The sequence below is a fragment of the Haloplanus vescus genome (assembly GCF_900107665.1).
Taxonomy (GTDB): domain Archaea; phylum Halobacteriota; class Halobacteria; order Halobacteriales; family Haloferacaceae; genus Haloplanus; species Haloplanus vescus.
Genome location: NZ_FNQT01000001.1, coordinates 660,398 through 675,416 on the forward strand (window position 1 = coordinate 660,398; position 15,019 = coordinate 675,416).

Here is a 15,019-nt window from a genome sequence, read left to right on the forward strand (position 1 = left end):
TGCTGTAACGGTACGGTACTGTAGCAGTATGCTGTAACGGTACGGTACTGTAAGCCGCTGACCTTATCTCTCCCATTCCCGCCGTTATGGTTTTACATTAATGGGTCTCTTAGTAGTCGACTACGAGTTCCCATCTATACTGCTATAGCACCGTACAGCACCACTTCCCGCCGTTAATGGTCCTTTAGCGTTCTCTCAGTAGTCTACAATCAATTCGTATCTAATTTTATTCAAAGCCACAGTTAATTCTAAGGAACGTGAAGGGGTCTACAAGCGATAGTAAATCTGAACGATGTTGGCTGCGCTGACCCCCCACAAATGGAACCGGACCCCCTTGTTGGCTCTCAGAATGGCCAGAGATATGCCCCGGTGCTGGCCATCTCGAATTGACCTATGATTCTCACTATAGTCCTCCCGACTGTTCGCGTCGGTCGAGGTCTGGTGAGAGTCGGCTTACAGAGTGCGTGAGAGTGACTGAGACACGTATCTGAAGCATCCGATAGTTTGTAAGGGACATTCATCGTCTCAATCTCAAATTCACGCAGAGCAGGGTGGTCGTGCTTAGTAGAACTCTCGCGCACTAGTCAGAATTCACATATTAGTAAGAAAGTTGATAATTGAGAAGATGTAGTTGATGATTAGAGTGGATGTGGTTTGATTGGTCCGTGATACTAATTATCCCATTCCCGCCGTTAATGGACTATACAGCATACCAAAAGCAAAAGCGATTACCCCACAAATAATGAAGAAAAGTGACCGAATCCATTATTTATCCTCAGTCCCCATATTTCATTATCTCCAAATAAATTCAAGAGAAGTTTTCTTATTGGATATTTTGTGCCAACTCTATATCTCTCTCAGATATTCACTCCTTCGCTCTGCTTTTTCGTCGTAACTCCCGTGGTCGTAGTGCTTTTCGAGGACCTTCCCGCCCATATTGACTCGTTCTCCGGTCACGTCTTTGGGCTGGCCGGCGTTTCGAGCGGCTGTGACGTATCCCCGTCGAAGGGCGTGCGGGCTAACTGAACCGGGGCATTTGTTTGCTTGGTCGAATGCAAGGGCTTCACAGGAGTCTGTGTCTTCGCCGAATGGACACTTCCCGCCGTTATAGGTACACGGCCGGGTCGCAGTGTAGATATTCTTCTGGATGGTTGTCTCGGCTAGTCGGCCGTATCTTGACGCGAGAAGTGGTTCTCTCCCATTGTCGTCTTTCACGTTGGGCCGAGTGTCGTTGATGTAGTCTTCTATTACGTCGGAGGTCTCCCAATTGAGCAGGACGTCTCGTTGGCCTTTCTGTTTGCGTTTGAGGGGCGTTCCTGTTTCGGGCCGGTGTCTGATTTCCAGCGCCGGACGGCTTTTGTCGACGTCTTTGAGGTCGAGCGCCCGAAGGCCTCCGATTCTCATTCCGGTTTTCCAGAGGATGAGCGTGATGACGTGACGGTTGCTGGCGTATTCGTATTTCCCGAGGTGGGCCAGTATGTCATTGGCTTCCTGCTTGGTCAGAATGTCTTCGCAGATTTCCTCGTCTTCGGAGACCTTGGTGGGGACTACGAGTTCGTGTAGGCCGACTGGGACGGCTTGGATGGTTTCACAGAATTGGATGAAGTTGCTCACTGTTCGCATATCGTTTCGGCAGGTGATTGGTTTCACACTGTCCAGCCTCCACGATTCAAACCGAACGATTTCGTCGCTGTCCACGTTGTTCATATCTTTGATGCCGCGCTTGTCGAGGAATTCGAGGAACCGTTTGAGGGCGGTGTCGTAGTTGTAGATTGTCTTTTTGGAGACGTGTGATTTCTTTTTCTTGAGGTAACGCTTCTTGGCGTCTTGTGGGGGCGTGGGTTTGAGTTCCATAGTGGATTTCCACGCTCATACTGGCAGGAGATTATCTTCGGAGACGACCGACGGCGGGCGAGTCGTGCGTAATCGCCCGACGGCGTGGCCGAGGGTTCAAATCCCTCCTCCGGCTTCTTCTCCCGAAACGTCTCAAATGACCAGATAGCGGCGCTGCTTCTCTCGTTTTCGATAGAGGAATTCGACCCCGTTACGCCGATACCGAACGCCCGTCCAGCGACCCCCGCTACAGCGAAATCCGCTCACCGTCTTCGGGCACGAGTACGCCCTCCGTCTGCGCTTGCAGGTCCGCCCGCGAGAGCAGGCAGTGATTGATGGCTTCCATGTGGACGACGGCGACAGTCGCATCCGTGGCCGCACGGACGGCGCGGACGTCCTCGATGCCCATCGTAATCGGTTCGTCTTGGTCGAACTGCGCTGCCCCGCCGTTGAGGACGACCATCTCGGGGTCGAATCGGTCGAGCGTTTCCTTGACGGGGTCGTACCAGATTGTATCGCCGGCGACGTACAGCGTATCGTCGCCCTCGAAGACGAACCCGGAGACGGGGCCCATCCCCTCCGCTAACTCGCCGTGGCCGTGTCGGCCGGGCGTCCGGTGAATCGTGACGCCGTCGAAGGTGGTTTCGTCGTCGACGGGCCGCACGTCGGTGAACCCCTCGTCAGTCAAGGCGGCTTCGTCCGCTCGCTGACAGAAGAGGGGAACGTCGGCGTCGAGTTGCTCTCTGGCGGCCTCGTCCCAGTGGTCGGGGTGTCGGTGCGTGACGACGACGGCGTCGTGGTCGAAGTCGACGTCCGGGAGCGCCACGAGCGGATTCCGTTTCTGGTTCGCGGTGGTGAGAAAGTCAGGGACGCCCGGGCTATCCGTCACCGTCGGCATCTCGCCCTGTGGCGTGAACATCGGGTCAACGAGGAACGTCGTGTCGTCAACCGTCGCGAGGAGCGTCGCGTTTCGAACGAGTCGAACGCTGATATCGGAGTCGTCCGTCATGTACGACTACCTTGGCGAGGAGGCGGATTACGAGTTACGTTGGCCGATTCCGAGTGGGAACGCCTCACCGAGAGAGTTCCACGTCCTCGCCCCACGCCGTCCGTGTTCGGAGAGGAGTGAGCCCTCGCCGACGGACGCGGCAGAGACCCGTTCGTCGGCGATGGTCCGAAAGGCGGGGCGCGTCCTTCGGAGCGCAGGGCCCACCCTTAGTTCGTAAACATAATTAAAAATGATGTTGGATTCGTCAGTTTTCGCGAACGGGCTCACAGCGGTCGGTGACGGCGCCGACGGTCGACGCCGTCTCGCGTCGCATGCGGTGGCATGTCGCACGCTGCTCGGATGTGGGTCACACGAACCGGCGCTACACGCTGGCGTGGATAGCGATACGTGAAATCCGAGCGTGATAACATATATCACACAGAATAGTAAATCTTGGTGTCAATTTCACCGCGTGAAAGAGACGCTGGGTGTCAGCCAGTGAGGCGTGCGAATTCCTCGGCGACGACGTGGCGTTCGAGGAGGGCGACGCCGGCGACGACGACGCAGAAACCGACCGCCGTCGCCAGCGTGACCGATTCGCCGAGGAGGAGCCAGCCGGTGAGCGCAGCGACGATGGGGACGACGTACGCCACCAGATTCGTGCGGACGGGCCCGATGCGGCGGATGAGTGTGAAGTAGATGGGGTACGCGGCGGCCGTCGACGGGATGGCGACGGCGAGGATGGCGAGCAGAACCGTCGGCGTCAGCGCCGCCGTCGTGGCGTGTTCGCCCATGCCGACGCTCCAGACGTGGAGGAGAACGGCCCCGACTGCCATCGCCCACGCGGTCAGGGAGATGCTGGGAATCGTCGACTCGATGCGCCGGGTGAGCACGCTCCCGAGGGCGATGCCCGCCGCGGCGGCGAGGACGTACAACTGGCCAATCGTCGAACTCGACGTGAGCGTCTCGGGCGTGGGTTGGACGATGATGACGACGCCGAGGAGACCGAGGAGGATGCCCACCGCGCCCCGAAAGTCGAGTCGCGAATCGAGGACGAAGAGCGCGAAGACGGGCGAGAGAATGGGATTCAGGCCGTACATCACCGACGCCGCGGCGGGCGTAATCTGCTGCTGTCCAAGAAAGAGGAGGCCGTTGTTCGCGGCGATGATGGTCACGGCGCCCACGAGGAGCGCGACCACGTCGGCCCGGGTTCGAGGCAGCCACGAGTCGTATCGCCACGCGGCGTACGCGAGGAGGATGGGCGCCGCGATATCGAATCTGAGCGCGGCGAAAAACACCGGTGGCAACGCGTCGAGACCGGCCTTGATGGCGACGAAGGAACTGCCGAACAACACCCCCAAGAGGACAAACAGACCGAGATTTCGGTATCGAGTGGAGGACACAGCAGCCGTATCGCGTGGTCGCTGATGGGTGTGTCGATTGCGGATACTTAACCCGCCAGCGTTCCTCCCTGACCCCGTGACCGACGACCGCGACCGCTGGAACGAGAAGTACAACGACGACTCGTTTAGGCTGCCGGACGACCCGATTCCCGAACTGGCGCGTCGAATCGACACGCTCCCGTCGGGTCGCGCACTCGACGTGGCGACGGGGACCGGCCGCAACGCTCGCTTCCTCGCCGCCGAGGGGTACGACGTCGACGCCGTCGACGTCTCCGACGAAGCACTCGACCGAGCGCGGCGGGCCGCCGAGGAAGCCGGCGTCGACGTGAACTGGATTCGCGCCGACATCGACGACTTCGAGTTCGAACCGAACGCCTACGACGTGATTACGGTGAGTTTCTTCGCGATGCTGGAGCGCCTCCCCGACCTCACGACGGCGCTCGCGCCGGGTGGCGTCCTCGTCTACGAACACCACCTGCGGTCGAGCGACGACATCGACATCGGGCCGTCGAGCGACCGCTATCGCTACCCCACGAACCACCTTCTCCACGCCTGTCTCGACCTGACGATACTCCACTACGAGGAGCGGACGCGAGCGGACCACGAGGGACAGACCCAAGCGGTCGCGACGCTCGTCGCTCGAAATTCGACGGGCGGGAAGCAGTCGTATCCGCGATTGGACGAGTGAGGATTGCAGAGGCTACCCGGAAACGCCGTCCAGCATCGCCGTATCGAGTTTGACGCCGACGGTGAAGTAGTCGGGACGGATGAACTGATACGTCCGCACGGTGACGTTGGGATTGACGCTCATCTGGATGTACGCTTCCCGCTCGCTGAATCCGTGCTCCTCTATCAGTTCGGCCATCATCGCCTCGAAACAACCGTCGAGTGCTGCCGCGGGCGTGCCGGCATTTTTCGAGGAATCGACGTGGATAATCGAGTCCTCGGTTTCGATGCGGAAGACACCAGGCACGTCGTGATCGACGACTTCGACGCGGAGGGTGACCGTCGCCCGGGTTTCGACGGCGAAGCCAGTGTATTCGGAATCGCTCTGTGACGCGTGCACGTCGCCAAGGAATAGTTGGCCTCCCTCGGTGAACGATGTGAGACAGACGGTACTCCCTTGCTGGAGGTCGCGGACGTCCATGTTCCCACCCCACGGTCCCTGCGTCGTGAGTGGGTCTTGGACAGTCCGACCGGGTGCAGTGGCGATGGTTCCGATGTGGGGGTTGAGCTCCCACTCCCACTCGCGGCCGCCGAGTTCCATACGCGCGGTGCCGTCCGCCGTCGTGCCACTCGGTCCCGGTTCGAGCGTGACCTCGTGAGCGTAGTTCGTCTTGCACGAATCCCACCCCTCCTTGCCCGCGAGATTGCCGTGTCCCTCCAACGTGGTGGTGTACCCGCGTTCGGGCACGATTTCCTCGACGTGGACGGCGAGCGTGTCTCCGGGGTCGACGCCCTCGACGTACACAGGGCCACTCACAGGGTTGGCGTCGAATCCCGGTGGGGGGGCGTTCATCGTCGGCACGTCCGACGCGTCGAACTCCCCCATTCCGTGGTCGAACAGTTGGTCTTTGAACGAGTCCCACACTTCGACAGTGAAAGATTCGCCCGGTTCGACGCGAAGAGCCGGCTCCATGCCACTCCCGAATTCGTAGTGTCCAGATTCTTCGCGATTTAATTCTGTCATTCAAATCTATTTCGGATATATCAATACAAATAGTTTGTGTAGGCTAAATTTGGTTTAGAAACAGAATATATGCTCGGCACCACCGAACACAGGGAAGACGGCCGCCAGTGGCAGTTATTTGGGAATTAGATAATAAACTGGAAAGCGCATTTCAACTAAATTTATAACTATTTTCTAGAATTAACACTCTATTTGATGGCTATTTTTTCGAATGAGTGTTAGAATATCCAATTCTATCCCAAGATATATGTGGGGACATTCGCTCGTATGCAGTGGACATGACGGAACAACCAGACGACGATAGCTATCGACGCCGACGGATACTGCAAGCAGCGTCGGTCGCCGCGGGGTCGACAGTGCTGGCTGGCTGTACCGGTGGCGATTCGGGCGGGGACGGCAGTACGGAGACCGGAAGCGGGTCGGGCGACGGCAAGCACGGCGGCAGCATGACGTTCGCCCTCGGTGGGTCGCCGGCTAACCTCTCGTACTGGCAGTCCTACGACACGGTCACCAACAATCTCACGACACAGATCTGGGACAGTCTCTTGGAGTACAGCGAACCGGAGATGGAACTCAAGCCCGCGCTCGCGACCAGCTGGGAGTCCCCGGACGACACGACGTACGTGTACGAACTCCGGGAGGGTGTGACGTTCCACGACGGGAGTGAGATGACCGCGGGCGACGTCATCGCGAGCGCCGAACTGACCCTCCGCGACGAAGCGAAATCGCCGCTGGCGTGGATGTTCGGAGCCGTCGACGACTTCGAGAAAATCGACGACTACACCGTACAGGTGAACATGAGCGAGGTCGACGCCTCGTTCAAGTACGTCCCCGCCACAACGGCGTGGGGAGTCGCGCCAGCGTCACAGATAGAGGAGAAAGGGACCGACCTCGCACAGGAACCGGTCGGTGCCGGACCGTTCCAACTGGAGGAGTGGCAGAGCGGTAACCACGTCCGTCTCACTCGTCACGACGACTACTGGGACGGTGACCTCCCGTACCTCGACGAGGCGACGTTCCAGATCGTCCCCAACGGCACCTCGCGCATCACGGGGATGCGAAACGGCGAGTTCGGCGGGACGAGTGGTATTCCCATCGACCAGTTGTCGGTGCTCGACCAGCTCGACAACGTCGACCTCTACACCACGACGTCCTTCCAGACGAGCCATCTGGTGTTCAACTGTATGGAAGGGCCGTTTAGCGACGCGCAGGTTCGGCGCGCGGTGAGTTACGCCATCGATACGGAGGCCATCACCCAGAGTACGGTCGGTGACTACGGCTCCCACGCGCACAGCATGCTGCCCGAGGGGATGATGGGACACGTCACGCCCGAGGACCTGGAGTACGACGGGTTTCCGTACGACCCCGAGAAGGCGAAACAGCTCCTCGACGACGCCGGGCTGACGGGGAGTCCTCGGCTCGAGACGACGCTGATGACGACGCAGAATACCGTCACACAGAAGCCAGCAATCGCCATCCAGCAGTATCTCAGCGAGGTCGGCATCGACGTAAGCGTCAACAAAGTCTCCCAATCGACGTACGTCGACACCATCTGGGGAGAGGAGGACTTCTCCGAGCGGCCAGACATGCAGATGACGCTCTGGGCCTCCGACTACCCCTCGCCGGACGCCATCATCCGCCCGCTGTTCGACTCGGAGCAACTGCCGCCGAGTAACAACTGGTTCGGCTACCAGAACGAGGAAGTCGACCAACTCCTCCAGCAGTTCAAGACGACGACCGACCCCGAAGAACGGGCCCAGTACGCGAAGCAGGCCAATCAAATCGTCGTCGACGACGCGCCCGGCGTCTGGGTCTTCCACCCGGACACCACCAAGGCGTTCAACACGAAATTCGAGGGGTACGACGGACAGGTCCCGGCGTTCGTCACGTACTTCACCAGCTTCCTTCGTGACATGTACGTCTCGGAATAACAATGGTGTCGAGTCACGCGCTCAGGTATCTAGTCAAGCGACTCGGAGTCGGCGTGTTCATCGTATGGGCGGTGACGTTCCTCGTGTTCGGCCTGCTCCAGATCGCTCCCGGCTCGCCTGCCGACATCCTACTGGCAGGTGGCGTCGTCACCGAGGAGATGCGCCAGACCGTCATCCAGCAGTACAATCTCAACGAGCCGTGGCACGTCCAGTACCTTCTATGGCTGAAAGACGTCCTGACGGGCGACTTGGGCTACTCGTTCGCCCAGCAGCGCCCGGTTGCGGCGCTCATCGCCGAACGGTGGGCGATCACGGCCCAAATCGTGACGCTGAGCATGGTACTCGCGACGCTGCTGTCCATTCCGACGGGCATCGTTGCCGGCTACAAACACGGCTCGCGGCTGGACCGCGTGCTGACCGTCCTCGCCATCGTCGGCGTCAGCGTTCCGGTGTTCGTCAGCGGCGTGCTGGCGATTCTGGTCTTCTCGTTCCACCTGAACGTGCTCCCGTCGAGCGGTGCCGGCTCCGGCGTCGTCGGGCGCCTCACACATCTGTTCGTCCCTTCGCTGCTGTTGGGGGGGACAATCGGCGCCCTGATGTTTCGGATGATGCGGTCGGGAATGCGGGACGTACTCGAGAAAGACTACATGGAGACCTGCGTCGCGATGGGACTGCCGACCCGGAGGATAGTCCTGAAGCACGCGACCATCAACGCGCTCGCCCCGGTACTGACGGTGTCGGGGCTGTGGATCGGCTTTCTCATCGTCTACGCGATGGTCGTCGAGTACGTGTTCGGCATGGGTGGATTGGGCCGTCTCATCATCCATGCCGTCCAAGCACAGGACGCGCCAGTCGTGCTGGCGGGAACCATCATCACCGCGGTCGTGTTCGTCGTCTCGAACATCGTCGTCGACTTCCTCTATACGAAGATCGACCCGCGGATCACCATCGGAGGACAGACCTGACATGAGCCATCGGAGCACTCACTCGCAGGAGGAATCGACATGAGCCAGGAGTCAACAGACGTCGCTGTCACCGGCAGCGCACGCCGCTCTCGCGTCATCGGTGGCGTGACCAACGGGTGGCGCATGATCAGAGCCAACCCGCTCTCGACGGTCGGATTTTGCATCGTGCTCGGGCTGATATTCGTGGCCATCTTCGCCCCGGTGCTGGCCCCGTACTCACCGAGCGCGCAGGACCTCGACGACACGCTCGCGCCACCGAGTGCCGACCATCCCTTCGGCACCGACAATACGGGGCGCGATATCTTCTCGCGCATCGTCTTCGGGACGCGATACGCCATCGCAATCGCGGTGGTCGTCGTCACACTCGAAACGGTCGTCGGCGTCAGTCTCGGCCTCGTCGCCGGATATTACAGGGGACGCGTCGACGAGACGGTGATGCGCGGCCTCGACGTACTGGTGTCGATCCCGCCACTGTTGTTGGCGATGGTCATCGTCACCACGTTCGGCATCAACATCTGGAACGCGATGCTCGCCATCGGCATCGTCTACGTCCCGATGATGTCGCGAACGGTCAGGTCGTCGGCGCTGTCGATACGAGAGGAGACGTACGTCCGCGCCGCAGAGGGACTGGGCTACGACAGCAAGCGAGTCATGCTGAAACACATGCTCCCCAACGCGGTGCCGCCCATCGTCGTCCTCGGGACGACCGACGTGGCGTACGCCCTCATCGACGTGGCGACGCTGAGCTTCCTTGGCCTCGGCATCCAACCACCCAAACCCTCGTGGGGCGCGATGGCCAACGCCGCCCGCGAGTATATCCTCGTCACGCCGTGGCCAATCGTCTTCCCGACACTCGCTATCGCCATCGCGGTGCTGGGGTTCAACCTCCTCGGCATGGGACTGCGTGAAACGCTGTTGTACGGCGAGGACCGCGACGAGGTGGTCGAATGACGGCACCGTTGCTCGACGTCGACCGTCTCAGCACGCATTATCAGACGCCTACGGGGCCGGTCAAGGCTGTCGAGGACAACTCACTCACTCTCGAGGAGGGCGAAGTGCTCGGCGTCGTCGGCGAATCGGGGTCCGGAAAATCGACGTTGCTGCGCTCGGTGATGGGGCTGGTCGAAGACCCCGGCGAAATCGTCGAGGGAAGCGTCGAGTACCGCGGACGCGAGCTGACGACGATGTCGGACGCCGAGCTTCGGAAACTCCGGGGCAACGATATCAGCTTCATCTTCCAGGAACCGACGGCACACCTCAATCCAGCGTACACCGTCGGCGACCAGATTACGGACGTACTCGAGGCCCACACTGACCTCGATTCCGACGAACGGTGGGAGCGGGTCTACGACCTGCTCGGTCGGCTGGGCATTCCCTCGCCTCGTGAGCGCGCCGAGGCGTATCCGCACGAATTCAGCGGCGGGATGGCCCAGCGCGTCTGCATCGCGATGGCGCTGGCCTGTGACCCCGACCTGTTGCTCGCGGACGAACCGACATCGGCGCTCGACGTGACCATCCAGGCCCAGATTATCGACCTTCTGTCCGACCTGCAGGAGGACCTCGGCCTGTCGATTCTGTGGGTAACCCACGACATGGGCGTCGTAGCCGAAACCTGTGACACGATGGCTGTCATGTACGCGGGCAACGTCGTCGAGTACGGACCGGTCGAGTCGGTGTTCGCGGAGCCGAGCCACCCCTACACCGAGGCGTTGCTTCGGACGGTCCCGAGCCACCTCGACACCGAGCCCCGGTTCGACACCATCGAGGGCTCACCACCAGACCTCCAAAATCTTCCCGACGGCTGTGTCTTCAGGGAGCGCTGCCCGGACGAGATGGAGGCGTGCAGCGCGCGACGACCGCCGTACTACGAACTCAGCGAGGAACGCCTGTCGAAATGCTTCCTACACGAGGGCTGTTCGACCCGTCCGTCGTCGCCGAGTGCCCCCGACCCGACCGCCCTCGACGACGTCACTGCAGACGGTGGACAGCTGACGGACCCGGAGGGAGAACGATGACGCTGCTCGAAGTCCAAGGGCTCAAAAAGCACTTCCCCCTCGAAGAGGGGCTACTGAGCGGGTTGCTGGGCGACGACCGTGCGGTGAAGGCCGTCGACGGCGTCGACTTCAGCGTCGATGCCGGCGAAGCGCTCACCCTCGTCGGTGAATCTGGCTGCGGCAAGACCACGTCGGTCCTTTCGGCGCTTCGTCACCAGGACCCCACCGACGGACTGGTGCGGTTCAAGGGCAAAGACATCGCTACGTACAACAAGAAAGCGCTTCGCAGCGAGGCGCAACTCATCTATCAGGACCAGCAGGACACCCTCAACCCGACGATGTCCGTCGGTGAGGCTATCGCGGAGGCCATCCGCGTCCACGACATCGTTCCCGACGACGAGGTAGACGCGCGCGTCGACGAACTGCTCGAACGCGTGGGTATCGCGCCCAGCGACAAACACCAGCGTCCCTCGGCGTTCAGCGGCGGCCAGAAACAGCGTATCGCCATCGCGCGGGCGCTGGCGGTCGAGCCGTCGCTGCTCGTCGCCGACGAACCGGTATCTGGGTTGGACGTATCCGTCCAGGCCCAGATACTCAATCGGCTTATGGACCTGCAAGAGGAGTTCGGGCTCGGGCTCATCTACGTCACCCACAACCTCGGCATCGCTCGAAAGATCAGCGATACGATCGGGGTGATGTATCTCGGACAGATAGTCGAGTACGGCGACGTGGACGATATTTTCGAAGACCCACAGCACCCGTACACGCAGGCGTTGCTCTCCGCGAATCCGATTCCCGACCCCACTGCAGACCGGGAACGAATCGTCCTCCAAGGCGATATGCCAGACCCGATAGACGTGGACGAACACGGCTGTGCGTTCGCACCACGGTGTCCGGAGGCGACCGAGGAGTGCGAGACGGCCGAGATGGGTCTGGAACCGTTCGAGGACGACGAGGGTCATCTGGTGGACTGCATCCACCGGTAGTCGCTGTACAGAAAGAGCAGCGGCCGGATATTACGCCGGCTGTTCGACCGAGAGGGCATCCGCGGCCTGTTCGGCCTCGTGCTGGACGAGGTAGGCCCGGTCGTCGGTGTACTCGGCGGCGGCGTCGAGTGCGCGCTCGGTGCCGATCTGTCGGAGCGCCCACGCCGCGGCGGCGCGGGTCTCGTCGTCCTCGTCGTCGGCGAGCGTGTCGGCCAGCGGGTCGATGGCCCGCGTGTCGCCGATGAGGCCGAGTGCGCGCGCAGCGTGGGGCCGAATCTGCTCGTTCTCGGCGACGAGTTTGTTGGCGATGGGGCCGGTAGCCTCCTCGCTGCCGATTTCGCCGAGCGCCTTGAACGTCACCTTCTGGAGGCCGGGATCGGAGTCAGCGTCGACGTACTCGACGAGCGTGTCGACGGCGTCGGTCGCGGCCATCTTACCGAGCGCACGGATGCCGGGTTCGTCGCGCTTGCCCGCGCGCTGGTTCATCTCGTCGAAGGCCGCTTCGTCGTTCATCCGCGTGAGGGCTTCGAGGCAGTGGCGCTCCATGAAGTCGGACTGGAAACTGTCGAGCGCGAGCAGGACCATCTCGACGTTACCCTGCTGTTCCCACTCCTTGAGCGCGGCCCACTCGGGCGGGTAGTCCTTGTAGTGGCCGAGCACGTCGTAGAACCCCTCCGCGCGGAGCTGCTCGTGAGTCTCCAGGTCGTCCCACTCCTCGGCGTCCTCCAGTCCGCTGGCGAGTGCGTCGGTGTGGTCAAGCAGCGTCGCGATAGTGTCGGCGTCGTCGTCGGGGTCGAGTCCCGCCTCGGCGACGGCCTCGGCCGCAGCGTCGAGGGCGTCGGCGTCGTCGCCGGTGAGGTCGACGCCGAGCGTCTCGGCCACGTCCGCGACGAACGATTCGACGGCGGCGGCCGTCTCGCCTTCGCCGTCCTCGGTCCAGCGCGTGTCGGTGAGCGTCGCCGTCGCGTCCTCGATGGCGTCGACCACGTCGGTGTCGTAGGGCCCACGAGCCTCGTCGAGGTCGTCACGGAGGCCGTCGAGGCGGTCCTGTAACTCCTCGGCGGGGTCGTCCTCGTCGTCGTCCTCGGGGCTGGGGAGGTTGGCGTCCTCCAGGTCGGCGGCGATGTCGTCCAGCTGTGCCTCGACGTCGTCGAGGTCGGCTTCGGTCTCGGCGGCGTCGAGGGCCTCGGCCGCCTCGTCGAGGCGCGAGTCGAGGGTCTCGGCTGGGAGGTCGGTCTCGTCGTCCCCGTCAGTCATACGCGTACACTCGGTGTGACTGTCCAAAGAGCGTTTCCATTACTCCCGACAGACAACAACCATTACCGCTCACCGCGTAGGGAGGGTGATGCGACTTTCGTCCCTCCCGACTCGATCGCTCGCCGTCACCGCCGTGGTCCTCGCGCTCGTCGTGAGTGCGGCGGGCGTCGGGGTCGCCCTCGACGACTCGCGCGACGCCCCGTCAGACACCAGCTCACCCGTTCGCGTGTACGTGAGCGAATCACTCGACATCTCCGACGCCCAGCTCTCCGGCGGCGGCACGGTCGGCACTGAGCAGACGACGTTCGTCTCGGCGTCCGGCGACGACGTGTTCACCGTCGACCCGGAGGATGCCGACTTCGACGGTATCTCTCCGGGGTCGTACGACGCCGAGAGCGACAACGACAGTCGGGCCGACCTGCGCGTCATCCAGCCACGAATCAGTGACTTCGACGTGCGCAACGAACGCGGCGTCGACATCGCTGGCGACACCGTCAGCGCCACCGACTTCGAAGAGGTCCGCCTTACCGTGGAGTATAACTTCGCCGACGCGGACTACCTCGAAGTGACCGTCGAGACACCCGGCGGCGTCGACCTCGCCGGCAATCGCCGAATCACCTCCAGCGGTGGGAGTGTCACCATCGACACGAGCGGTGCCGAAGCCGGCACCTACCGCATCAGCGTCGAAGGCGGCGACATCGAGGCCGGCGCGGCGTCGACGACGGTGACCGTCGCCGGCGGGGCAGAGTCGACGGCGACACCGAAGCCGACGGCGACGCCGAGACCGACCGCCACCGCGACCGAACGCCCGACGCCGGAACCGACCGCGACGGCGACCGCCACGTCGACAGCGACTCCGACCCCCACACCCGAGCCGACCGCGACGGCGACGGTGACCCCCACCGCGACGGCGACAGCCACCCCGACCACGACCACCAGTGATGGTCCCGGCTTCGGCCCCGTCGTCGCGGTGGTAGCACTCGTCGGCGCGGCGCTCGCGGCAATCCGCCGCCGCGACTGACTGCCCGGCAGTCTAATCCGAAGCCAGACCGTACGGCCGTCCATGCCGAACCGTGACGACGAGGACCTGGCAGACCTACTCGCCGAACTGGAGCGGACGCTGACCGACCTCCGGGCCGCCGTCGACGACGACGTCCGGCGGCAGCGCCGTCCGCCGACGCCCCGCGAGATGCTCCGTCTCACCGAGGAGTACACGCTCCCGACGATAATCGCGCTCCTCGAAGCCACGGTGCAGTCGCTCGAACTCCTTCGGGCCGTGTTGCGCCTCTCCGACCCGGAACGGACGGGCGAGCGACTCCGCGACCAACTGTCGACGCGAGAGCGTGGCCCGACCGATGCGACGCTCAGGGCGGCAGTCACGGACTTGCGTGACGCACTGACGGGGGCAGACCTCCCAGAGGATTCGGCGGCGTCGTCGGTCGTCGCCGACGCTCGGGAGTTGACCGCGACCATCGAGGAACGACTGCGTGAGATGGAGGACGAACGCGCCGCGGACGACGCGACAGAAGCCGAGTCACGGGGTGTCGACATCGACGTCGACAGCGATATCGACGATATCGACGACAGCGAGGCCGACGACAGCGATATCGACGCGGAACTCGAATCGATACGGGAGTCGGTCGAAGACGAAAACGACCAGTAGCCTACGAGGCCGACGCGGGGACGTACTCGCCGTCGACGTGGTCGACCAGTCCGCGCTCCGACAGCGTCTCCAGCACGGGGAACAGGGTGAGCTTCGACATGTCGAGGCTCGCGTGTAGGTCGTCGACGGTCGCGCCGTCCGAGACGGCGACGAACAGGTACACGAGTTTGGACTCGCTAGCGGTCAGCTCGTTCGGAACGTCGAAGGAAGTGGGGGGTCGACCGCGTATCGTCTGTGTCTCGGGCATCTCGTCTGAATTGTCAATCGCATATGCAATAAACGCTTTCAATATATAACCTATACTATCGA

General features: G+C 62.2%; 14 protein-coding genes. 8 read left to right on the forward strand and 6 right to left on the reverse strand.

Annotated elements, in window-relative coordinates:
* Positions 1–846: 846 nt before the first annotated feature.
* From BLU18_RS03510 to BLU18_RS03520, 3 genes are all read right to left on the reverse strand, one after another.
* Positions 847–1,854 carry a tyrosine-type recombinase/integrase gene (locus BLU18_RS03510; protein WP_092631539.1) on the reverse strand — a complete coding sequence of 336 codons (1,008 nt, stop codon included), beginning with the start codon at positions 1,852–1,854 and terminating at the stop codon, positions 847–849.
* Positions 1,855–2,080: 226 nt separating this feature from the next.
* Positions 2,081–2,842 (reverse strand): MBL fold metallo-hydrolase, encoded by a 762-nt coding sequence (locus BLU18_RS03515; RefSeq protein WP_092631542.1) that lies wholly within the window; start codon positions 2,840–2,842, stop codon positions 2,081–2,083.
* 470 nt (positions 2,843–3,312) lie between these two features.
* Positions 3,313–4,224 (reverse strand): DMT family transporter, encoded by a 912-nt coding sequence (locus tag BLU18_RS03520; protein WP_092631545.1) that lies wholly within the window; start codon positions 4,222–4,224, stop codon positions 3,313–3,315.
* A 76-nt stretch (positions 4,225–4,300) separates the two neighbouring features.
* Here BLU18_RS03520 and BLU18_RS03525 point away from each other — a divergent pair, with 76 nt between their 5' ends.
* Complete coding sequence (locus tag BLU18_RS03525) at positions 4,301–4,912, forward strand: class I SAM-dependent methyltransferase (RefSeq protein WP_092631548.1); 612 nt, start codon at positions 4,301–4,303, stop codon at positions 4,910–4,912.
* Positions 4,913–4,924: 12 nt separating this feature from the next.
* Here BLU18_RS03525 and BLU18_RS03530 read toward each other — a convergent pair whose 3' ends face one another.
* Positions 4,925–5,914, reverse strand: a complete 990-nt coding sequence (locus BLU18_RS03530; RefSeq protein WP_092631551.1) for an acetamidase/formamidase family protein — start codon at positions 5,912–5,914, stop codon at positions 4,925–4,927.
* Between the two features lie 278 nt (positions 5,915–6,192).
* Between BLU18_RS03530 and BLU18_RS03535 the strand changes: the two genes are divergently transcribed.
* From BLU18_RS03535 to BLU18_RS14485, 5 genes are read left to right on the forward strand one after another with little or no spacing between them, the layout of a single operon-like run.
* Positions 6,193–7,845: an ABC transporter substrate-binding protein gene (locus tag BLU18_RS03535; protein WP_143025220.1), complete on the forward strand. Its 1,653-nt coding sequence runs from the start codon at positions 6,193–6,195 to the stop codon at positions 7,843–7,845.
* A gap of 2 nt (positions 7,846–7,847) precedes the next feature.
* On the forward strand, positions 7,848–8,810 hold the full coding sequence (locus BLU18_RS03540; RefSeq protein ID WP_092631557.1) for an ABC transporter permease: 963 nt from the start codon (positions 7,848–7,850) through the stop codon (positions 8,808–8,810).
* A 39-nt stretch (positions 8,811–8,849) separates the two neighbouring features.
* Positions 8,850–9,761, forward strand: coding sequence for an ABC transporter permease (locus BLU18_RS03545; RefSeq protein WP_218124052.1), 912 nt, complete (start codon positions 8,850–8,852; stop codon positions 9,759–9,761).
* Positions 9,758–10,825: an ABC transporter ATP-binding protein gene (locus BLU18_RS03550; protein WP_092631563.1), complete on the forward strand. Its 1,068-nt coding sequence runs from the start codon at positions 9,758–9,760 to the stop codon at positions 10,823–10,825. The genes BLU18_RS03545 and BLU18_RS03550 overlap by 4 nt, the downstream gene beginning before the upstream one ends.
* A complete protein-coding gene (locus tag BLU18_RS14485) occupies positions 10,822–11,790 on the forward strand; it encodes an oligopeptide/dipeptide ABC transporter ATP-binding protein (RefSeq protein ID WP_176791171.1) in 969 nt (322 codons plus the stop codon). Before BLU18_RS03550 ends, BLU18_RS14485 begins: the two co-directional genes overlap by 4 nt.
* Before the next feature lie 30 nt (positions 11,791–11,820).
* Here the strand turns inward: BLU18_RS14485 and BLU18_RS03565 are convergent, their stop codons facing one another.
* Complete coding sequence (locus BLU18_RS03565; protein WP_092631566.1) at positions 11,821–13,047, reverse strand: HEAT repeat domain-containing protein; 1,227 nt, start codon at positions 13,045–13,047, stop codon at positions 11,821–11,823.
* A gap of 88 nt (positions 13,048–13,135) precedes the next feature.
* On the opposite strand from BLU18_RS03565, the gene BLU18_RS03570 reads away from it, so the two are divergent.
* Both BLU18_RS03570 and BLU18_RS03575 read left to right on the forward strand, forming a co-directional pair.
* On the forward strand, positions 13,136–14,068 hold the full coding sequence (locus tag BLU18_RS03570; protein ID WP_092631569.1) for a PGF-CTERM sorting domain-containing protein: 933 nt from the start codon (positions 13,136–13,138) through the stop codon (positions 14,066–14,068).
* Between the two features lie 42 nt (positions 14,069–14,110).
* Entirely contained in the window at positions 14,111–14,710 is a 600-nt protein-coding gene (locus tag BLU18_RS03575; protein ID WP_092631572.1) for a DUF7547 family protein, read from the forward strand.
* A gap of 1 nt (position 14,711) precedes the next feature.
* Here the strand turns inward: BLU18_RS03575 and BLU18_RS03580 are convergent, their stop codons facing one another.
* Positions 14,712–14,957 carry a helix-turn-helix domain-containing protein gene (locus BLU18_RS03580; protein ID WP_092631575.1) on the reverse strand — a complete coding sequence of 82 codons (246 nt, stop codon included), beginning with the start codon at positions 14,955–14,957 and terminating at the stop codon, positions 14,712–14,714.
* Between the last annotated feature and the right edge of the window lie 62 nt (positions 14,958–15,019).